The following is a 20819-nucleotide window of genomic DNA, read 5'->3' on the forward strand; positions in this document are numbered from 1 at the left end:
AATGTCAGGCAAAGTTTTTTTAGTGGGATCAGGACCCGGAGATATTGGAAATTTGACGATGCGAGCTTATCAATTGCTCACTCAGGCTGAAGTTCTCGTTTACGATGCGTTGGTCGATTCGCAGTTTTTAGAATTGGTAGCGGACACCTGTTTGAAGCTGAATGTTGGGAAGCGAGGGGGACAACCTAGCATGAAGCAGGAAGATATCGATCGCTTACTCGTCGAGCACTGTCAACAGGGCAAAAAAGTCGTTCGGCTCAAAAGTGGAGATCCGTTCATCTTTGGACGAACCACTTCGGAAATTCAAACGCTCAAAGCGGCAAATTGTGACTATGAAGTTGTTCCCGGTATTTCCTCAGCTTTAGCCGCTCCGCTGTTCGCCCATATCCCCTTGACTGATCCGGTCTTAAGCCGTGGATTTACGGTGATTACAGCGCATGAACCCGAGCGATTAAACTGGCAAGTCTTGGCTCAAATTGACACGCTCGTGATCTTAATGGGAGGTAAACATTTACCACGAATTGTCGAAGAGCTACGTCGTCAGGGAAAATCAGAACAGACCCCGATCGCAATTATTCGGTGGGCTGGACATCCTGAACAAGAAATCTGGAGTAGTACACTCGATGAAATCCTGTCGCAGGTGACACCCCAGCGATTATCGCCTTGTGTGATCGTGATTGGGGAAGTCGTTCGACTGCGATCGTTTTTATGAATTTGCCTCTTTTTAACAAAACTATCATCGTCACCCGCGCCGCAGGACAGTCGAGTCAGTTCGCTTACTCGCTGCAAAACTATGGCGCAAGTGTGCTGGAAATGCCGACGATCGAGATTGTGCCGCCGTCGAGTTGGGCGGGATTAGATCAAGCGATCGCGAAAATAAACGAATTCGATTGGCTAATTCTGACTTCGACGAATGCAGTCGATTATTTCTTTGAGCGATTGGGTTCTCAACTTCAAGATGTCCGGGGACTGTCGGGCATTAAGATTGCCGTGGTTGGCGAGAAAACGGCTCAACGATTGAGACAACGCGGATTACAGCCAGATTTTATCCCGCCAGATTTTGTGGCGGATTCGATGGTGATCAATTTTCCAGTCTCAGTCGAAGGAAAGAAAATTTTGTTTCCGCGCGTTGAGACAGGCGGGCGGGACGTGCTCGTGCGTGCATTTAGCGATCGCGGGGCAATTGTCACAGAAGTTGCCGCCTATCAATCCACTTGTCCGAGAATTCCTGATGCCACTGCGATCGCGGCGATTCAAGCTCACAAAGTTGATATCGTTACCTTCGCGAGTTCTAAAACCGTCAAGCATTTCTGCGAATTGTTGCAAAAAGCGATCGGGGATAATTGGAGCCAACATTTAGAGAAAGTGCGGTTCGCGTCGATCGGTCCACAGACTTCTAAAACTTGTCGAGCCTTGTTAGGGCGCGTTGAGATTGAAGCCGAAGAATTTACCTTGGAAGGGTTAATTCAAGCAGTTGTGCGATCGGCAAGTCTGAAAATGGACACTTGAGCAAAGCTGATATCGGGGTATTGCACCCTATTCAGCTAGGCCTCTTGCTTTAGCGTAGCGGTATACACTTCCCCGTCTATTCCTGCTAACGATTCCGTTTCGGTTTGATATGAGTCAATTTGACTCCTGACACGGCTCCATCTGCATTAAAAAGAAGTTCAGCTTTGCAGTAGGAGGCAGTGCGTGTAGTGTCATCAGGACAGCTTTGCGAATGGGGTTGGTCAGATGTAGATGAAGTGAAGTCAACTGCTTTACCATCATTCAAGATTGCGAGATAACTGAAAGCAACTTCCTCTGTCACAGGTTGCTGGAACATCATTGTGTATTCTTCTGTCGATTCAGTGTCAATAAATTTCGTCGTCAGGCTGCCGTCTTTGAAAGCATAAACGCGAGTAGAGCAGGGAGCAGCCACCATACTGAGTCCACAATCGCGATTGATTTCTAGCACTTGTTGGAAGAAAGAAGAGCTAAAGTCTTGATAGATAAAGCGATCGTCATGGTTAACCAGACTCTCATCTTGCACAGCGACTTCCGAGACTTGATGGGTCATTTGGCTGAGCGGAAATTCGCAAGCTGTATCCCCACTCACGCAGCGATTCTCACTCTGCCCTTCAGGCGTGAGTGGATAGACCTGATTGACTTCGGGCAGAGGCGCTTTGCGATCGTCAAGAGCAGCTGGACTAGAGAAGTTGCCGTGATATTCGACAGCCGAAGTTTTCGGATCTTGAATTTTCAGAATTGCGGTTCCGTCTGCAGCGATCGTCATCGTTCCAACTGTTCTCATTCCATCTGAAACCGTGAAGTTTCGCGTTCTAGTGGTTGAACTGGAATCTTGCGCCTCAGAGACTGGTGCAATCTGTGGCTGTCGAGGTGGAGTCGGTCCAGCTTGTACTTGGGGGACACTGGAGAGCGTCGAATTTTCACATCCAGACGTAACTAGTCCAATCGTTCCTGCTAGTGCAAGGGTCGCAACTCGCAAGGAACCCGTCCCGTAGTTTTTTGAGAACATACGATACAAATCTTGTAGAAGTTTATGACAAAGACGACCACCCCGATAAAAACACCCTCGATTCTCCATCTTGTAATGTACGCGAGTTTTGTCCTTTTGGCTGCAGTTGATCGAGATAAACCCTATTGGCGCTTAGAAACTTCTTTCAATACGTCAATCCTTTAAGATCTGTTTAAAATAGATCGCTAAGCGTCGATGAATGAAGTCTGACACTTTTGCTCGATCGCGTTCAACACATCTGCTTCTGGCTGAGAAATTCCGCCTGTACTCTCTGCAATCCGACGACATTGAGCTAACAGAGGAGCGGCAAAATCGCAGTTCAGTTGATCCAACAAGCTAGCTAAAGGCTGAGGTGACTTTAAGTGAGCTGCGATCGTCTTCATTGAAGACGGTTCTAACTGCAATTGTTTTAACTCAGGCAAAATATCTTCCCAAGTTTTCTCTGGATAGCTCACTAAAAGCATATGTGCAAGGACTTGATCCACAATTGCTTGCTGAGCGATCGCGACATTGAGATAAGCTTCGCTCTGTTGCTGAATCGTCTTCAAGGTTTCGGTCTTGGGAACTTCAGAAGCCTCTTGGATCTGAGCTTCGTAGAATCGACTTGCGGCATAACCGACGGAATAGAGGATCGTCGCATTTGTACTGGCACCGATCGCGGCTCCAGCAAGCGGAACATTGCGTAAAAACTTCAAGCCTGCCTTCAATGCGTTGCCGCCACCGAGCGCGAGTCCAAAAATCGCTAACACTTCACCTTTTCGGGCTGTATCCCGCAGATTCAATCCGTAGGCAGCAGCAATTTCATAGACTAAAGCAGTTTGTAGTGCCGTTGTTGCCGCGATATCAAGTGCGAGAAATGCCACAGCAAATCCAGGCAAAATGCTGGTCACTAAGCCCGTACCACCTGCTTGAATTGCTTTTTTCACCATCAATCGATGCGAGATTTGGCTCGGTGTTTCGTTCGGAAATTGTTGCTGAAGCTTTTTCACTTCTGCTTCCGCTTTTTCTAGGTTCACTTGACCTGTCAGCCCAAGTAACCACTCCAATCTCAACACTCCTGCGAATCGTCTAACAATCGGATTTTTCAGCAAAGGAATGGTATCGACAAAATCTAAGGCATGTCCTAATCTCGGTAAAATGCGTCGAATCCAGCCCAAAGAATGCTGCGCGATCGTACTTGGAAGCGCGAGCAAGTTTTTACCAGTTTTTTGAGAAGTGGGTCGTGCCATAAATCTAGATTGCAGAAGTTATTTTTAGTTTCTCCCTCCTGAAAAGCTTTTTCATCCTTCTGCATAGGTAAAATTCATTTCTGCTACATCCTTCTGCATAGGTAAAATTCATTTGTGAGATGGCGTTAGAGAGCTTTCTGAATCGTGGCTTCTGCAAGCGGAGCCATGATCTGGTATCCAGCGTCATTCGGATGTAACCCATCGTCCGAAAGGTGCGATCGCAAATATCCTCGCTCATCCACCATCGAACTGTAGTAGTCCAGATAAATGAGATGATTTGTCTCACAATATTCAATGATCCACTGATTGAGCATTTGGATCTTGGTAAGAGGTCGAGTGATGGATCGTTCCTCGCTGACCGGAAGAATCGAAGCAAAGATGAGTCGGATCTGATGTGCCTTTGCGAGATCTGCGATCGACATAAAATTATTCTGAATTTGCTCGATCGTCATATGTCCCGTATTGCCTGCGATATCATTAGTTCCAGCAAGAAAAACAACAATTTTGGGATGCAGATTAATCACATCAGGACGAAATCGAACCAGCATTTGAGGAGTCGTTTGCCCGGAAATTCCACGATTGACATAAGACTGATTTGGAAAATACAGCGATAAATCCCACTGATCAGTAATGGAATCGCCAAAGAAAATCACTTCAGCCTGTTTGACACCGCGATTCGCCTGCTCATACCGTTGAAGCTGTGCCCAATCGGTCATGCGCTCTTTGATCAGCGATGTTTCCCAAACACTGAGTTCGATTCCAGATTTGATCTGACGATAGAGTTGTTTAATCTGGTTCATTTCAACCTGCGCGACACATCGATCGATAATGCATTGACAGAAAGAGGATTTTGGCTGCCTTTACTCGAATTAAAAATTACCGAGATGGCATTATCACCTGTATTCAGCCAGACATTCTCAACGGTGACAGTTTGCCATTGATCTAATGCACCTGTTTTTGGGAAAAGTTGTCGATCGACCAAACTTTTTCCATTCACATACAGATATCTCACAGCACTTTCAGGCGAGGCGTACCGAAATTGCAAATCATACCGACCTGAGCAAGCGACTGAAACATTGAACTTTGTTGTATCAGCGCTCAATTTGGGTTGAATGCCTGTCCAAGTTGTTCTCAAGGCAATGGCTGCATTCAAAGCATCGATCGCGCTCGTTTGCCGTTTCGCATCGGCTTGATCAACATTTCCTGCCCAATCGAGTCCAAATTGATCGTTCTGATTGCGATTTGCCCAAATCGACTCTGCATTTCGAGTAATAAATTCTCGATAGCTCAGTTTTGGGCTGACTCGATACAACTCGGCTAAGTTCCGCATGAAGATGCCCTTAAATTGCGGTCCATCATTGCCACAATCATTGTTATCTTCGCAGGGTTCGCGTAAAATTCCGTTTCGGGCAAGTTTGACGATCGACGCATCGGCGATCGCTTCTGCCTGTTGCAACAATTCAGGGTCATTTGTCCCCCGATATAAATCGACGAGTCCCCCAATCAAAACTCCCTGATTGTAAGTCCAAGTCGTTTTGCCATTATTTCGACAAGTCTCGTAATCTAAACCATCATTCACCAGATTCTCAGCATTGATCATTCCGCTTTGCTGATACCATTTCCAAATCTTTTGCGACCATTCTAAATATCGTTTGTCTTCCGGTTCACGGAGATTCAATTTTGCTGCAACCGATAGCAATAATCCATTTGTGATTGCATTCTTGTAGTTCAATTCGCGCTTATGCCAGTAAAGCCCGCCCCCACAGACGTTATCCCAACCTTTCGTCATATCCCAAAAGATCAACTTAGCTTGATCTAAATACCGCTTTTCACCTGTGAGATCATAGGCTCTGATCCAAGCAATCGCCCACCAACCATCATCATCTCGAAACCAGGGATTAATAAAATTTGCGTAGCGCGGCTTTTGATAAAACGTATTGAAAATGTTGCCCCGATAGGTGAGTGAATCCGTTAATCTTGAATACTCGATCGTGGCTTCGAGTGCATTCGCCGCATTCCACCAATTTGCCGAGTCCCAAAGCCCCGTCCCGGCGTTGTAAAACATCTGCAATGCAGCCATTCCTGCTGCAATTCCTGGAGAGCATGTCGCTGGTACGATCATATACGGATATCCCTCAAACCCTTACGGTGTCTTATTGTGACGCAAATTTGCATAGTACGATTGAACTTTTGAAAATCTTGCACTACAATGCAGCGAACCAATGTAGGAATCATTGTGAGGACACGTAAATGAACAAAGGTGAATTAGTTGATGCGATCGCTCAAAAGGCGAGTGTCACCAAGAAAGAAGCTGATGCAATTCTCAGCGCAATGGTCGATACCATCCTTGAAACCGTGGCAAGCGGCGACAAAGTAACAATCGTCGGATTTGGCAGTTTTGAAGCGCGGGAACGTCAAGCCCGTGAAGGTCGTAACCCTGCAACAGGTGCTGCGATCCAAATTCCTGCAACTCGCGTTCCTGTGTTTGCCGCAGGTAAAGGCTTCAAAGATAAAGTTGCACCGCAATAATTCAGTTCATAAAAATGAGCTGCTAGTTGGCTGTTGCTGCGCTGACTAGCAGCTTTTTTGTGACCAACTCTTGACACATATTATTGATTGGCTTATCTTCTTTATTGACAAGAGATTTCAATAAACTGCTCAATTCAGATAAAAAGCCCCTTCTTTTTGGGAAGAGGCTGTGGGGTTCTTGCGTTGATTTTGAGAAAAACTTTTACTCTAAGGAGGCTTAGACCACCCAGAAATCTATCGCTTCAAGCTATCCGGTGCTAGGAAGTGAGCAACATGGAATGCTCGATCTTCTGTTGCCAACAAAATCTTTTCTAGCAAAAAGCGCGTTGCGCGATCGCCGAGGCTTTCTGCTTGAGCAGCCTGACGACGCAGTAGGTCAATAATTGCCTGTTCTGCGACTAGATCGTGCTCCAACATCGATCGACAACTGTAGGCTCCATCCGGTTCTGGCGCAAAACAGCATAACTCAGCCAACTTTGAGAAGCTTGCGACTGGAACGCCGCCCAAGCCTTCGAGGCGCTCCCCAATTTCATGAGCATGGTCTTGCACAGCCTCATAGCTTGTTTCAAAAAACTCATGAAGCGAGTAAAACTCTGCACCTTCGACAACAAAATGATGCTTTTGATACTGCAAATACAGTGCTTGAAAACTTGCGAGCAAAGCATTCAAACCTTCGCAAACTGGCTCGGTTGTTGTGTGATCGAGTAAAACTGGGTTTTCAGCGATTTGACCAAATTGACGTATCAAAACTTGCGTGCTGGACATTTTATTCTCCTAATGATCTAGAGAGCTTAGCTGTAAAAACAAGACAGTTCAGAAACGCTGGAATGATATCTGTACAACCACTTTCTTCTACATAATTGGCGCATTTTCTATGAGAAATCAAGTGAAATTCTGTATGTTTTTATTCATTTCAAATCGCAATTGAGAAAAGATTTTATCTAGAAATTTTTCGTTTCATTCATATCAACTTCCTCCTAGAATGCTGCTGCACAAGTAAGTCATGAAATGCCCTAGCTGTGGCTCAACCCAGATTAATAAAAACGGGCACTGCCGAGGAAAACAGAACTATCGCTGTAAAAGCTGTGGTCGTCAATTTGTCGCAGCGCGATCGACCAAAGGATATTCCGACGATGCCAAGCAAATTTGTCTGAAAATGTATCGCGATGGCATCGGATTTAGAGCGATCGAGAGAACAACAGGAGTTAGCCACAACACCATTATTAATTGGGTAAAGCAGATGAATGCTCAAGAGCAATCCGAACCTGATCCCCCGGAGGCTGTATCCTTACAAAACTGTGCAAATTCGGAACTCCAGTCTTCGAGTCTTACTGAGAAAGATTTTTTTACGCAAAATTATGAATTTAAATCCTATTGAGATTAAAGGCGGTCATCGCTGGCAAATTTATCACCGGCTTTGCGAATTGGGGATCGCCTGTACCTGTAATGCTTATGAGCCTTTGATTGTCAAAGTCGAGACTCCAATCGCGCTCGTGCAACTATGGAGCGTTGCAAAACACATCACAACGCCCCGTCAGACCCAAATCGCATGGCTCGAAACTTGCTGGAACTGTCGTTAACAATTCCGCAATCGCGTTAAAGCCACTACTAGACTGTCAACCGAAGCGCGAACTGTCGAAGCAGAATAGCCAGAATTCACAATCACACTAAATACAACGGGAGAATAGCCTGGAGGCGTAACGTAACCTGAGAGTGACACCACACCAGAGATTGTTCCAGTTTTGGCAAAAACAATGCCGCGAGCGGGGGTATTTCGGAATCGACTACTTAAGGTTCCGCTCACGCCTGCAACAGCGAGCGATCGCCGAAATACGTCTGCGTTGGCTCCTTCAGCCATCGCTTGCAACGTTTGCACAAATGCCTCTGCACTAGCACGATTACGATCGGCAAGTCCTGAACCATCGACCATACTATAGCGATTCGGATTGACTCCCAACTCAGACAGGATCGATCTAACAGCAGTGACTCCACTCGCGGTCGAATCCGATCCATTGGGGTCTTGCAACCGTCCTAACGTTTTTAAAATCGCTTCTGCATACGCATTATCGCTTTCCTGATTGGTTTCAAAAATCAGGCGTGAGAGCGGGGGTGAAATGACCGACGCGAGTTCTACTTCTCCAGGAGGTGCAGGAGTCCGTTTCACCAGCGTTGAACCTTTGACCTGAATCCCGGCATTGGCTAATCGGTTCCGAAACTCACCGACAAAGTAATTTCCAGGATTGGGGACTGCGCCAGTGTAAATATTATTCTGATTCAACATCAAACTGTTGACAGGCGGTGCATAACCTTGTCCTCGATCTTCTTGATCCCAGTAAGGATTAAAATCAGCCCCTCTAAAAACCGTGTCATCTCCAATCAGTAACCCAACTTGTCGAATCCCTTTTTGGCGAAGTTGCTGCGTCAGCGAGTTTAACTGTGCCGAACTGAAACTTGGATCTCCTTGACCGATGACTCGCAAAGTTGCAAGGTCTGAAGTATTGCTATTGCCGAAAACGGGAGTCCGGAGCTGGTACTGCGCACCCAGCCGAGTCAGAGCAGCAGCGGTTGTGAACAGCTTGTTATTAGAAGCGGGAACAAGCTGAGTGAAAGGATTGCGAGAATAAAGATTTTGCCGTGTGCCTCGTGGAGCTTGAGTTTGAACTAAAACGCTCCAACTGGCTGGAAGCTGATTGACAATACGATCGAGCGTTCCTCCCAATTGCGCTGGACAGAGGCCTCCATTGGTGGGAGCGGGTGTTGTGGGTCGAGGCGTGACAGGCAGCGGTGTCGTGCGAGGTGGAATAGGGAGCGGTGTCGCGCGCGGCAGCGGTGTGAGCGGCGGCGGAAATAGCGGTGTTTGGGCGCGGACGGGAGCAAAAAGGCTTTCAGACGCGATCGACAATGCCAGTGTTGCACAAACCAGAGGAGCCAGCTTCATAGGAGCGATTTCCGGGTATGAATATTCATCGGCATTGACTACTGTACCGATGGATTTGTTGCCCAATTTTTGATTGTTTGCAATCCGAAATCGAGCAACAAATCGCTGAATATTATACGCTCATCGCCAGCATTTTCTGAATTGGACGCAATGCTGCAATCCGAGTCGATTCGGGCAGGGTGATCTCTGGCGTTTTATTTTTCATTGCCAAATACAATTTTTCCAAAGTATTCAATCGCATGTGGGGGCATTCATTACACGCGCATTGATTCAAGGGAGGAGCCGGAATAAATTGCTTATCGGGTGCAGCTTTCTGCATTTGGTGGATGATGCCGGGTTCGGTCACCACGATGAAAGATTGTCGATCGCTCTTTTGACAATAGTTCAGCAAGGCTGTGGTTGAGCCGATGTAGTCAGCGTGACGCAGCACCACTTCCTCACATTCTGGATGTGCAATCACTTCTGCATCCGGATGCTGAATTTTTAACTGCACCATTTTCTTCTCAGAAAACGTTTCATGTACCATACAGCTTCCTTGCCAGAGCACCATGTCCCGCCCCGTTTGCTCGATCACGTATTTTCCAAGATTACGATCGGGTGCGAAAATAATCGGCTGATCGGCTGGAATCTGATTCACAATCTTGACCGCGTTGGCACTGGTGCAGATGATGTCACTCATTGCTTTGATGTCTGCGGTGCAATTTATGTAGGAAATTACCAAATGATCAGGATATTTCGCCTTAAATTTAGCAAACTCATCGGGCGGACAGCTATCTGCTAAGGAACATCCTGCATTCAAATCGGGCAGCAAAACGAGCTTATCTGGATTGAGAATTTTCGCGGTTTCTGCCATGAAGTGAACGCCTGCAAATACGATCACATCCGCATCAGTCTGAGCAGCTTGCTGCGATAAACCGAGCGAATCGCCGAGATAATCAGCGATATCCTGAATATCTGGATCTTGATAGTAATGCGCCAAAATTACCGCATTCAATTCACGTTTGAGATCTGCGATCGCGCTAAATAAGTCGCGGGGCAGAGCAGTCTTAACAGGAGCAGCAGTCGTAAACATGCGCGATGTTGCGTTTGAGAGAGTTTAGTTAATTATAGTCTAAACTACCAAAAATAAAAGCGTCATTTCGGATTAATTTACCAAGAAGCGGGGAGTGGGAGTAGGGAGTTGTCATTCCCTACTCCCACTCCCTACCCCTTACTCCCCACTCCCTACTTCCCACTCAACCGCCGATAAACCGTCGCCAATGCCGTCTCATCTCCCACATTCCCCGGAAACAGCACGACAGGTAGATTCGGAAACTGAGGATGATCTGAATCCGTTCTGACCATCGAAACTCCTGCTAAAACTTGTCCTAAAAGTCTCGCAGTTCTTAAAGCTAATCCCTTACTCAAAGTGTCATTTGAAGTAATGCCACCTTTACTAATCAAAAAACCGATATCCGCAGGCAAATGCTGCAAAATATCCATCAATAATCCAGAAACCGATTCCCCAAAATTCAGCCGAGTCTGAGCATCATCAAAAGTTAGCTCTGTCCGACTCGTATACACGACAGGTGTGTTTCCAGCAGTGTGAATCTCATTAATTTTCTCAACGGCATCATTGAGCAAAGCATCGTGAGCATCGTTTGACCCGACTAACTGCCCCACTTCAATTTCCACTCCAACTGTCCCCGGAGCTTCTAACAATTTCTGCAATTGCTCAGTCGTTTTCTTCACATGCGACCCAACAATTACCGCACCCGGCTTACCTTCCCGCACATACTTCGCCATTTCTGCCTGTGCGATCGGTTGCGCTCCCAAATTCGCGAGCGACGTTAACAAACTCGCTGCACTCCGAAATAAAAATCGTTTCCCTTCAGATGCCACAGCCAATACATCTGACGCAAACCGATCCATATCCCATTGCGTTTCAGAGTCTACAACGCAGCATTGATTATTTTGTAACTTATCTAATCGCGCTTGAATCCCCGATCGAATATCCGCGAGTACAAAACGTTCAACTTGATCAGCTCGAATTCGCCCGTGGGTCTTCTCTTCAACGTAATCAGGCAAATAGCTATGCTTGTATCCAAAAACGGAATCCTTCGCAAATTCAGTTTCATGAACAGGTGTATCCACTCCATTCACTTTCAAATAATGAATACTATCGCGAGTCGTTCTCCCCCCTTCAAAAAAGGCTGGAACTAAGAAATGAGCATCAAATGGACCAAGTTCCTCTGCGATCGCATCAGTTTCAATCGGATAATGTCCTCGCAACGTCGAATCTGATCGACTCACGACTAGGAAATCCTCAATTCCGGTTTGAGCGATCGCCGTCTTTAAATTTCGACAGACTTCCTGCGTAATCGACTGAGCCGCTTCAGGAGTCAGCGATCGCGTGTTCGTCAAAACAAAAAAAATCGGTGCATCGTCTTGCAAACCGAACCGTAGGGTTTCTACATCCCACTGCATCAGAAGCAAACAACTATGCACCGTCTGAGATCCAGTTGGATCATCATCGAGAACAATAATTTTAGGTTGCATATTCCTGACTCCTGGGCGTTTACAACGCTCAATCTATCAGGAAAAGCACCCCATTCTACTTTTTAATGTCCTTCGCCATCTTGAGGAACATGTCCATGTCTGATCCAGCCGTGCGCCGAGAAGTACTCTCAGCGGTCTTGCTCTCGGCAGGACTGCTTTCAACGATCGGAGCCGCATTCGTTTCAGGCTTGCCATTGACGATGCGATCCATTGCCGAAAGTTCTTGAATAAACTCTTTCTCTTCTGGGCTGTCCACAGTTTTTGGGAAAGTCCGTCTGATTTTCTTCGAGGTCTTCATGTATTCCAAGTTGCCAAACGTTTGCGCTTCATTGGAATCTAAAAAGAAAGCACCGCCTTCTTTCTCAGGACGAACAGCCTTCTCTCGCTTCGGGCGCTCTACAGGTGCGGATGCTTCAGCTTCATTCGATGTTGGTTTTGAAAAGAACCCACGGATAAACCCGGTCATGAGATGTCTTCGCCTCTAACTTTTACATTACTTAAAGTTGATTTTACCAAACTTAATATCTGTTTAGTGTTACAAGCATGGCAATTCTCAATCCATCCACTTGCCTTCGAGAAAAACAAGTGAACTAAATTGTCCGAATTGTGAGGATAAGTTGAGAAATTCCCCGAAGGACAGGAAAATTTGGCAGAATTAAGGCAGATAGAGCTTCTTAGGCAGTTCAAGAACTTCAATCCAGCCAGTGCAAATTCGCTGCATTGCACTTTAGGCGAACTTCAATGAGACAAGATTCCTATCGATCGAGGGAGACGTTCTGGAATCCGATTTCATAGTCTTGAAGTTATTGATATAACTCTGCACGAACTCGATTTATAAAACTGCTCTTACGGATTCTGGGAGGATATGGCTATGTTTGCAAAAGTTGGCATCGCTTTAGCTTGTGCGACTGCTCTGTCGATCGCGGCTCCAATCCGAGCAGAAAATCCACAACATGTCCAACGACTGATTCAAACGGGTGCATGTTCCGGGTGTGATCTGACAGGTGCAGATTTAAAAGAACTGCATGCCTTAGGCGCTGATCTCCGAGATGCAGACCTCACAGGCGCAAATCTCACAGGTGCAAATCTCGAAGGCGCAGATCTCACAGGTGCGATTCTCAAAGATACAAATCTGAGCGGGATTAACCTGACGAATGCATCGCTCGATCGTGCAAATTTAACCAATGCCAACTTGTCAAGCGCGCGTCTCTACAATGCAGAAACATTCGGCGCAATCCTGACAGGCATCAACATTCAGAACGCTGAAGTCTACGGCAGTGGCATTGCAGCAGGCGGCGAATACTAATCAGTTCACCAGAATGCCCTAATCAGAACTGAGGATTATTTGAGCCAAATCTTCTCAATTCGCTGCGATTCGGCTCAGTTCAACGCTTCAGATGCTGCTAACCGAGCGAACGACCTATCCTCCCCAAACGCGATCGAGAACCATCTGCGGGGCAATGTCTGCCATCTTTCCAGTCGGCGACTTGATGCCCAAAACGCGATCGCTCTTTGGCAAAATCTTCGCAGGTTCCGTTTCGCCGAGTAATGCCAAGGTAAACGTCTGAGCCGCGATCGCCGCATACATAGGTGCGCCATCAGTAGTAAGAACTAGACTGGCTCCAGCGGTCATGGCGACCAGTTGCCCCATATTTTCAGGTGCAGAAGTTTTGGTTCCAGGACACAGTTTGATCAATTCAGCGACCAGTGCTGCATTCTCTTCATCTGCGATGAGAACAAGCGGGAGCTCCGGCTGCTTTTGCTTGAAATCTGCAATGATTTTTTGCCAATTCTCGATCGGATAAGACTTCAAACGTCCCTTCTTCTGTGTATCCGCACCTGAATACATCAGAACATAACCGCCATCTTGCAGTCCTAGCCGCTTGCGCTCTGCATCTGCCCATTCCAAGTCTTTCGTTGGCACACTGACTGCAAGTTCGCCTAACGGTTTATCAATCTTTAATCCCTTCAAAATGTCGTGATAGACTGCGGCTTCATATTGCTCCGGTCTAAACTCGACTGCCTGAGTCAGAAATCTCTCTGTGGCTGAACTTCTACTAAATCCAATTCGGGTTGGAATGCCGCTGAGCCATAAGAGAAATCCAGTGCCCCAACCTGGGCTAAGAGAAAGCGCGATATCGTATTCGCGATCGCGCAACACCCCGAGCAAATTTCCCCAATCTGCCAAACTATTGCTGCCACTAAAATCGAACAAAATTGTGTCGCTGACTGATTTAGAGACGCGATACGCTGCCTTTGCCCTTGGCTCCACGACCACATCGATTTGGGCATCAGGATAAGTCGCCTTCAAATCATCCAGCGTTGGAAAAAATAGGATTTGATCGCCAATGCCGCCAGGCACTAGGGCAAGAATTCTCATAAGACAGTTATTGTAAGGCTGCATTCCGCCCTTAATTCTACGGGAAGAAATCGTTCAAAGAAAGAACGAAATTCAGCTTAATTGTATTTCTGAGCGAAATCGATTGAATGTGTCTCAGGAAACAGGAACTCAATCATAAAAAAGCCTCTAGAAGAACGAGAGTCTCACTAGAGGCTAAAGGGGATGAGAAGGCTAAATCTTAGCCAACTGCGGTCATCGATAATGCAGCTTCTTTCAAGACAGCCGCTTTATCGGTTTGCTCCCAAGGAAGCTCTAAGTCAGGACGACCAAAGTGACCATAAGCTGCGACATCTTGATAGAAACGACCATCGCGATCGCCCGGTGCAGTCCGTAATCCAAATGTCTGAATGATTCCGGCAGGACGCAGTTCAAAGTGAGTCTTCACCAATTCCAGCAAGACTTCTTCGCTGACTTTGCCTGTGCCAAAGGTTTCGATCATGATGCTCACCGGACGAGCAACCCCGATCGCATAACTCAATTGCACTTCACATTTCTCAGCCAAGCCTGCTGCCACAATGTTTTTCGCGGCATAGCGGGCAGCATATGCTGCACTCCGGTCAACCTTTGTGGGGTCTTTTCCAGAGAAAGCACCGCCACCGTGACGAGAATAGCCACCGTAAGTATCGACAATGATCTTCCGTCCGGTTAAACCAGAGTCGCCTTGAGGACCACCAATGACAAATTTGCCAGTCGGGTTGACCAAGAAGCGAGTTTCACTATCAGGTTTGATGTCGATATCTGCAAAACAAGGCTCAACTACCAATGCCCAAAGATCGGTTTTGATGCGCTCTTGGATTGCAGCTTCGTCGGTAACGCCATCGATCTCTGCAGTGTGCTGTGTCGAAACGAGGATCGTGTCAATTCCAACCGGGCGATCGTCTTCGTAAGCGATCGTCACTTGCGTCTTACCATCTGGACGCAGATAAGGGAGTTGACCTGTCTTGCGAACCGCTGCGAGCTTCCGGGAAATCCGGTGCGCTAAGCTAATCGGCAAGGGCATCAGTTCGGGAGTTTCGTTGCAGGCAAACCCGAACATAATCCCTTGATCACCAGCCCCGATCGCATCGAGTGCTTCTTGGCTGAGTTCTTCACGGCTTTCTTGAGCGGTATCAACGCCTTGAGCAATGTCAGGAGACTGCTCGTCGAGGGCAATCATCACCGCACAGCTATTTGCACTAAAACCGTTTTCTGCGCCAGTGTAACCAATCTCAGCGATTTTCTTGCGGGCAAGGTCAATGTAGTTGACGTTCGCTTTGGTGGTAATTTCACCAGTGATCAATACAAGTCCAGTATTTACAACTACTTCAGCGGCAACTCGGCTACTTGGATCTTGGCTGAGAATTGCATCTAAAATCGTGTCAGAAATCTGGTCACAAATCTTGTCGGGATGTCCTTCAGTTACGGACTCGGAAGTGAAAAAATAACGACGGGTCAAGGGTGGTTTCCTCTCTCGCTTAAGGGTCTAGTACTTTAGAAGTCAGTACAGTTGCGGAAATTACACCACTTAGTTCTCAAACAATAGCCGAAGCAATTGCTTGGAAGAGCCAAGTGGATCGGAACCGTTCTAATCTACGTGCAAGCATCCTAGCAATATCACGTAAAAAGGTCTATCTTCAAACTACATCTTCATGTAGTCTTTGAAATCCTGCACGATTGTTACTCATATTATGGTCTATTTCTGTTTTTCCGGATCCGTAGAGCGATCCCCAGGAAAATGTTGAATTTTGTCCTGACTACGGAACGGCAACAATTACAACCGTGATATTGTCTCGCCCACCGCGATCTTTTGCTGCATTGATTAAAGCGGTTGCTGCTTTTTCACAAGCTCGAATCGTTTTTAAATGGGTTGCGATGAGCTGGTCTGATAATTCTTCCGTCAGTCCATCACTACAAAGCAGTAAGCGATCGCCGGATTGCACCGAAAGCGATTGAATTTCTACAAATTCCAAGTCTGGGCGACCTAAGCATTGCGCTAAAACATGTCGCATCGGATGAACCCTCGCTTGATCAGGCGTGAGTTCGCCGAGCCGCATCGCTCGTGCAACCCAGGTGTGATCTTCAGTAATTTGATCGAGCTTGGCTCCGCGCAGCCTATAAAGGCGCGAATCTCCAATGTGAGTACAGAGCGGTTCTTCATCTCTGAAAATGACAACAACAGCGGTCGTGCCCATATCCGATCGCTCTGGATGCAACCGCTGATCTTTGAGGATGGCTTGATTCGCTTCTAAAACGGCTTGACGGAGAAGAGTTGCAGAATCGAGGTCAGTCTCCCACTGCTGAGCAAGAAATGCTTGCATCGTCTCGATCGCGATTCGACTGGCTTCTTGCCCACCTGCATGTCCACCCATGCCATCCGCCACGATGAAGAATCGCTCTTCTGGATCGACATAGTAAGCATCTTGGTTAACTGATCGGATTAATCCCGTGTCAGTCATCCCGGCAGTGAAAAAGCGTTTCATGAGTTCTCAAGCGCGAGGGTAGAAGACAGTTAAAGCGGCAGTCAATCTGCTGCTCTCATTCAATTATTCACATCTCGCCCTAAATCACACCAAAATTTAAGGCATTCGATCAAATCGATCGAGTTTCATCATTAATCGAATCAGGGCAATGCCGCTAACTACAGCTGCAACCGCAACAATTCCGGCAATCCAATAGAGATGATTGACCAATAAAATTGTGGCAGATACGGTGAAAGCGCTAGCGAGCAAGGTATAGTTTGTGCCCATATTCACACCGCTGATCCGCCGTAAGATGCGATCGGTTTCGGTCGATCGCACCCGGACTCGGATATCACCGCGCTCTAATTTATCGAGAGTATCTTCGATGCGACGAGGTAGCCCAAAAGCAGTCGTGCCAACTTGTGCGGCTTGACGGCTCAACTCGTTTAAGAGTCCACCATCGGGAGAATTTCCATTGGTCATAAGCTGCATTGCAAACGGTTTTGCAACCTCCATAAAGTTAAAGTCTGGATCTAAACCTTTTCCGACCCCTTCTAAGGTTGAGAACGCTCGCATGACAAAGGTAAACGTTGCGGGGAATCGGAAGGGTTGATCGTAAGCGATCTCATACAAGTCGTCGCTAATGGCTCCCACGGATTGTTCTTCAAACGGTTTGTCCATGAAATGATCGAGCATGAACTGCACCGATCTCCGAATGGGTCCCATATCGTCTGCTGGAGAAAGCGCGCCCAGTTCGATGAGAGATTTGACCACGCGATCGCCATCTTTTTGAGCGATTCCAAAGAATGTATCGAGCAATTTCTCGCGCGTGACAGGCTTAATTTGCCCCATCATGCCAAAATCATAGAAAATCAGCCCCCCGTCTGGATTGACTGCAATATTTCCAGGATGAGGATCCGCGTGAAAAAAGCCGTCATTCAGCAATTGGTGGAGATACGCTTTAGCTCCTAATTGCGCCAGTTCTTTGCGATCGAGTCCCGCAGCTTCAAGCGCGTCATAATGGCTGATCTTAATGCCTGGCATATATTCCAGGGTTAGAACTCGCGGAGAGGCATATCGCCAGTAGACTCTAGGGACATGCACCCAATCCTCTCCTCGAAAATTCCGACGAAATGAGTCCGCGTTGCGTCCTTCGTTGAGATAATCGACTTCTTCCCACAGGATCTTGCAGCACTCTTCGTAAATTCCTAACCAATCGCGCCCTTTTCCCCATTCTGGATGGTTTTGAAAATAACGTGTAATTCCTTTGAGAATTTGCAAATCAATTTCAAACAGCTTCCGCAAGCCTGGACGCTGCACTTTGACGACCACTTCTTCACCTGAATGAAGCTGCGCGCGGTGAACTTGTCCCAGACTTGCAGCAGCGAGGGGAATGGGGTCAAAACTCCGATACAGTTCTTCGATCGATTTGCCCAGATCCTGCTGAATAATCGTGGCAACTTGCTCGTAACTAAAAGCAGGCACACGATCCTGGAGTTTAGAAAGCTCCTCGACAAATTCGGCGGCAAACAAGTCTGCACGCGTTGAGAATAACTGCCCAATTTTGATAAACGTTGGACCTAAATCGAGCAGCGTTTCTCGAATCCAGATCGCCAAAGCTTGCCGCCGCGCCGCTTTCTTGGCATCACTAACCCCGCCTCGGTAGCTCCAAGACTTGGTGTAGAGCCATCTTGCTCCCATCAGTTTCAGCACAAATGCCCAGATGTCGATAAAGCGCCGTTGTCGCGAATATTTTTCGCGATTCCAACGGTAGGCTTTGCCGGAATACGAGACTTCTGGGGGTTTGCGACGACGGGGAAGCGACTCAGGAATGCGATGATCGGCAGGAGACAAGGCTTTTAGCTCAGTAACGTCAGACAGATTAGGGCGATCGCGCTGCTCGGATTGCTCAGGCGTGACTGGCTCTACCGAAGGCGAACTGGAGTCATTTGAAGAAACAGACACGCAATTTCTCAACTAAAACGAAATCTTTCAAGAATTATTGACTAGAACGAGTGCGATACCGCTGAAGTTCAGACCGCAATTCGGCGATTTCTGCTCGCAGATCATCGATCGTTGCTTGCAGATCTCCACCTGTTTGTAAGTCCGTGGGAACGATGGTGGTAGTTGTGCTGGCTTGAGTCGCGATCGCTTCTTCGCGCTGTGCCCGTTCCACCACTTCATCGACAAATTGCCGCAGGTTTTCCCGCTGCTCGGCATCAAATTTACCGAGTTCGCTCAAGGCTTCGGTCACGCCTGTTTCGAGACGTTCGTAGACAACTTCCGCGATCGCTCGACCGACAAAGAAAGCATGAACTAATGGAGTACTCATAAACCCTTTACTTTACTAGCGCGCTGCCTGAATTATAGCGTGCGACGTTGAGAGAGCAAGGCGCAACCGATTATTCTCCACGATCAGATCGTGGAAGTGGGGGAGCCGGTTCGATATCACGAGTGCTAGGTTTGACCGGGGCAGGTTCGATAGGTGCAGGAGGTGTAACTGGCGGGGTAACAGGTTCGATAGGCAGGGAATCGCTCGGTTCTGGAGCGGTTTCTACGGGTTCTGGAGCAGGTTTGACAGGCGCAGGTTGAATCGGCGCTGGGGAGATCGGGTTGCTCTGCGATCGCGGATAGCGAGGCTGGATGGGTGAAGGATATGCTGGCTCTTTTCGCAGGTTGGGGGATGGGCTAGCGGAACGTTGATCAACTTCAGGATCAATATAGTTTTGAGAAGGGCTAGAAGATTTGGCGCTTCCTGCTGTTTCGGTGAAGATATCAGCGCGGTCGTTGGGGGTTAATGTGCCTTTCCAGTCTTTTTCTGCAAAGGGTTGAACTGGATTCAGAATGCTGCTTCCCGGAGCTTTAGCGGCACTGAGCCGGAGGGTGACTCCAAACCCTAAGCCGATTGCGCCTGCCGTGACGATCGCGAACATTAAGAATTTTGGCAAGCGATTTGGAGTCACAATTGCTGCCTTTACCGGAACGGCAAGCTTTGCTGCACCTGCTCTGGAATTCGCGGCTGAAGGATTCACGGTTGGAGAGTTCACGGTTGAAGAGTTCACTATTGCAGGATGAGTGGGAGGTTCAGGGAGTGAAACTTTGACCGGAGCAGGAGGAACGGTTACATTTGCGGCAGGAATGGGTGGGAGAGCATGACCGCTGGACAGGCTGCCATTGTTGCCATTGGATGATTTGGAGGGGACGGACAGAGGTTGTGCTTGCAACGTGTTTACTGACATTAAAGGCAGCGTTGTATTGGGGAGGAGCCGCAGCCATTCGTCAACGGTCTGGACTTGCCATTGAGGATCATGCGTTAGTCCCCGGAAGATGGCTTGTTTCGTTGCAGGACTCCACGAGTATTGTTCGAGGGAAAGCGTACCGTTTGTAGGCTGTCCTGAGAGGAGATAGTAGAGGGTTGACGCGAGTGAGTACAGATCGATCGCGAATGGATTGTCTCGGCTCCAGTTGCGTTCAGGTGGGGCAAAAGGATTGTCTGGCAGTAGGTCTGGAATGGCAACATCGTGAGCTAGTCCAAATCCAACTAAAATACCCAGATTTGTGCCTTGCCGACGCACGATCGCTTCGGGGCGAATATTGCGGTGAACTAATCCGACACGATGCGCAACGCTCAACGCTGAAGCGATTTGCCGCATGTAATGAATGGCTTCAGCTTCCGTTAGGGGTGGCGCGCTGGTCGTAGAAACGCGATCGTGTAAGGTCTGACCCGGAATGTAATCCATGACCAGAAACGGCAGGTGATCTTCTTCGAAGAAGTCAAGAATGCGGACTAAGCTCGGATGCTGACAGCGAGCGAGAAGACGAGTTTCTTCGATGAAGCGTGCTTTGAGGTGCGGGAAGCTTTGAGTGACTTGCAGGCTGGGATCGAGGGTTTTGATCACAACGGGTTGTTGCAGCAGAGTTTGAGTCGCGATATAGGTTGCGCCTAAACTTTCACGCCCTAAAAATTGATTTAGCTGATATTTCCCATTCTGAAGGGTTGCACCCATCTGCAATTTCATCCTGACAGCTCCTGCACGCAATCCAAATCATGCTAACCCCTTCGAGGACAATTCCCAACATTCCGGATAGGTTTTTACGATCGAAAAAATAAAGGTTGCTCTTTCCGTCTTCAAATGGATCGCCCTAAGCGGCAATCGCACACTACGATTTCTCATTCTCAAGTCATTTTCAAAGTGCGAATTGACATCAAAAATCCCGAATGATCGCA

General features: G+C 47.6%; 21 protein-coding genes. 6 read left to right on the forward strand and 15 right to left on the reverse strand.

Translation table 11 applies throughout. From position 1 onward, the window contains the following. Position 1 precedes the first annotated feature (1 nt). Both cobA and ACMUEV_RS22005 read left to right on the forward strand, forming a co-directional pair. Positions 2 to 712 carry a uroporphyrinogen-III C-methyltransferase gene (gene cobA / locus ACMUEV_RS22000; protein WP_190647328.1) on the forward strand — a complete coding sequence of 237 codons (711 nt, stop codon included), beginning with the start codon at positions 2 to 4 and terminating at the stop codon, positions 710 to 712. Then, positions 709 to 1509 carry a uroporphyrinogen-III synthase gene (locus ACMUEV_RS22005; protein WP_051077779.1) on the forward strand — a complete coding sequence of 267 codons (801 nt, stop codon included), beginning with the start codon at positions 709 to 711 and terminating at the stop codon, positions 1507 to 1509. Before cobA ends, ACMUEV_RS22005 begins: the two co-directional genes overlap by 4 nt. An 85-nt stretch (positions 1510 to 1594) precedes the next feature. Here the strand turns inward: ACMUEV_RS22005 and ACMUEV_RS22010 are convergent, their stop codons facing one another. The 4 genes from ACMUEV_RS22010 to ACMUEV_RS22025 all read right to left on the reverse strand — a co-directional run bounded on the left by ACMUEV_RS22010 (position 1595) and on the right by ACMUEV_RS22025 (position 5869). Continuing rightward, positions 1595 to 2518: a hypothetical protein gene (locus tag ACMUEV_RS22010; protein ID WP_190647330.1), complete on the reverse strand. Its 924-nt coding sequence runs from the start codon at positions 2516 to 2518 to the stop codon at positions 1595 to 1597. A 185-nt stretch (positions 2519 to 2703) separates the two neighbouring features. Beyond that, positions 2704 to 3747, reverse strand: coding sequence for a hypothetical protein (locus ACMUEV_RS22015; RefSeq protein WP_190647332.1), 1044 nt, complete (start codon positions 3745 to 3747; stop codon positions 2704 to 2706). Positions 3748 to 3872: 125 nt separating this feature from the next. Then, positions 3873 to 4547, reverse strand: a complete 675-nt coding sequence (locus tag ACMUEV_RS22020; protein WP_190647334.1) for an SGNH/GDSL hydrolase family protein — start codon at positions 4545 to 4547, stop codon at positions 3873 to 3875. Beyond that, the gene (locus tag ACMUEV_RS22025) at positions 4544 to 5869 is read right to left on the reverse strand and encodes a glycoside hydrolase family 76 protein (protein ID WP_242044212.1); all 1326 of its coding nucleotides are present in this window, start codon (positions 5867 to 5869) and stop codon (positions 4544 to 4546) included. Before ACMUEV_RS22025 ends, ACMUEV_RS22020 begins: the two co-directional genes overlap by 4 nt. Positions 5870 to 5997: 128 nt before the next feature. On the opposite strand from ACMUEV_RS22025, the gene ACMUEV_RS22030 reads away from it, so the two are divergent. Next, positions 5998 to 6276 (forward strand): HU family DNA-binding protein, encoded by a 279-nt coding sequence (locus ACMUEV_RS22030; RefSeq protein WP_017287079.1) that lies wholly within the window; start codon positions 5998 to 6000, stop codon positions 6274 to 6276. A gap of 234 nt (positions 6277 to 6510) precedes the next feature. Here the strand turns inward: ACMUEV_RS22030 and ACMUEV_RS22035 are convergent, their stop codons facing one another. Next, a complete protein-coding gene (locus ACMUEV_RS22035; RefSeq protein ID WP_190647336.1) occupies positions 6511 to 7041 on the reverse strand; it encodes a Dps family protein in 531 nt (176 codons plus the stop codon). Between the two features lie 238 nt (positions 7042 to 7279). Here ACMUEV_RS22035 and ACMUEV_RS22040 point away from each other — a divergent pair, with 238 nt between their 5' ends. Then, a complete protein-coding gene (locus tag ACMUEV_RS22040) occupies positions 7280 to 7654 on the forward strand; it encodes an IS1 family transposase (protein WP_017287077.1) in 375 nt (124 codons plus the stop codon). Further along, positions 7635 to 7856: an Asr1405/Asl0597 family protein gene (locus ACMUEV_RS22045; RefSeq protein WP_017287076.1), complete on the forward strand. Its 222-nt coding sequence runs from the start codon at positions 7635 to 7637 to the stop codon at positions 7854 to 7856. The genes ACMUEV_RS22040 and ACMUEV_RS22045 overlap by 20 nt, the downstream gene beginning before the upstream one ends. Here ACMUEV_RS22045 and dacB read toward each other — a convergent pair. From dacB to ACMUEV_RS22065, 4 genes are all read right to left on the reverse strand, one after another. Beyond that, the gene (gene dacB, locus ACMUEV_RS22050) at positions 7853 to 9214 is read right to left on the reverse strand and encodes a D-alanyl-D-alanine carboxypeptidase/D-alanyl-D-alanine-endopeptidase (RefSeq protein ID WP_190647338.1); all 1362 of its coding nucleotides are present in this window, start codon (positions 9212 to 9214) and stop codon (positions 7853 to 7855) included. The two genes, ACMUEV_RS22045 and dacB, sit on opposite strands and share 4 nt — an antisense overlap. A gap of 112 nt (positions 9215 to 9326) precedes the next feature. Further along, positions 9327 to 10286: a quinolinate synthase NadA gene (gene nadA / locus ACMUEV_RS22055; protein ID WP_190647341.1), complete on the reverse strand. Its 960-nt coding sequence runs from the start codon at positions 10284 to 10286 to the stop codon at positions 9327 to 9329. A 152-nt stretch (positions 10287 to 10438) separates the two neighbouring features. Further along, positions 10439 to 11752, reverse strand: coding sequence for a four-carbon acid sugar kinase family protein (locus tag ACMUEV_RS22060; RefSeq protein ID WP_190647343.1), 1314 nt, complete (start codon positions 11750 to 11752; stop codon positions 10439 to 10441). Between the two features lie 55 nt (positions 11753 to 11807). Next, positions 11808 to 12218 carry a hypothetical protein gene (locus tag ACMUEV_RS22065; protein ID WP_017287072.1) on the reverse strand — a complete coding sequence of 137 codons (411 nt, stop codon included), beginning with the start codon at positions 12216 to 12218 and terminating at the stop codon, positions 11808 to 11810. Positions 12219 to 12623: 405 nt separating this feature from the next. Here ACMUEV_RS22065 and ACMUEV_RS22070 point away from each other — a divergent pair, with 405 nt between their 5' ends. After that, positions 12624 to 13058 carry a pentapeptide repeat-containing protein gene (locus ACMUEV_RS22070; RefSeq protein WP_017287071.1) on the forward strand — a complete coding sequence of 145 codons (435 nt, stop codon included), beginning with the start codon at positions 12624 to 12626 and terminating at the stop codon, positions 13056 to 13058. 114 nt (positions 13059 to 13172) lie between these two features. On the opposite strand, the gene ACMUEV_RS22075 is transcribed toward ACMUEV_RS22070, so the two are convergent. From ACMUEV_RS22075 to ACMUEV_RS22100, 6 genes are all read right to left on the reverse strand, one after another. Further along, the gene (locus ACMUEV_RS22075) at positions 13173 to 14132 is read right to left on the reverse strand and encodes a glycosyltransferase family 9 protein (RefSeq protein ID WP_017287070.1); all 960 of its coding nucleotides are present in this window, start codon (positions 14130 to 14132) and stop codon (positions 13173 to 13175) included. A gap of 199 nt (positions 14133 to 14331) precedes the next feature. Beyond that, entirely contained in the window at positions 14332 to 15588 is a 1257-nt protein-coding gene (gene metK, locus ACMUEV_RS22080; protein ID WP_017287069.1) for a methionine adenosyltransferase, read from the reverse strand. Between the two features lie 298 nt (positions 15589 to 15886). Continuing rightward, entirely contained in the window at positions 15887 to 16612 is a 726-nt protein-coding gene (locus ACMUEV_RS22085) for a PP2C family protein-serine/threonine phosphatase (RefSeq protein WP_017287068.1), read from the reverse strand. A 96-nt stretch (positions 16613 to 16708) separates the two neighbouring features. Then, positions 16709 to 18556 (reverse strand): AarF/UbiB family protein, encoded by a 1848-nt coding sequence (locus ACMUEV_RS22090; RefSeq protein ID WP_190647345.1) that lies wholly within the window; start codon positions 18554 to 18556, stop codon positions 16709 to 16711. 34 nt (positions 18557 to 18590) lie between these two features. Beyond that, entirely contained in the window at positions 18591 to 18923 is a 333-nt protein-coding gene (locus tag ACMUEV_RS22095) for a DUF6825 family protein (RefSeq protein WP_017287066.1), read from the reverse strand. A gap of 70 nt (positions 18924 to 18993) precedes the next feature. After that, a complete protein-coding gene (locus ACMUEV_RS22100) occupies positions 18994 to 20610 on the reverse strand; it encodes a serine/threonine protein kinase (protein ID WP_190647347.1) in 1617 nt (538 codons plus the stop codon). Between the last annotated feature and the right edge of the window lie 209 nt (positions 20611 to 20819).

The sequence above is a fragment of the Leptolyngbya sp. FACHB-1624 genome, from assembly GCF_047649235.1.
GTDB classification, from domain to species: Bacteria; Cyanobacteriota; Cyanobacteriia; order Leptolyngbyales; family Leptolyngbyaceae; genus Leptolyngbya; species Leptolyngbya boryana.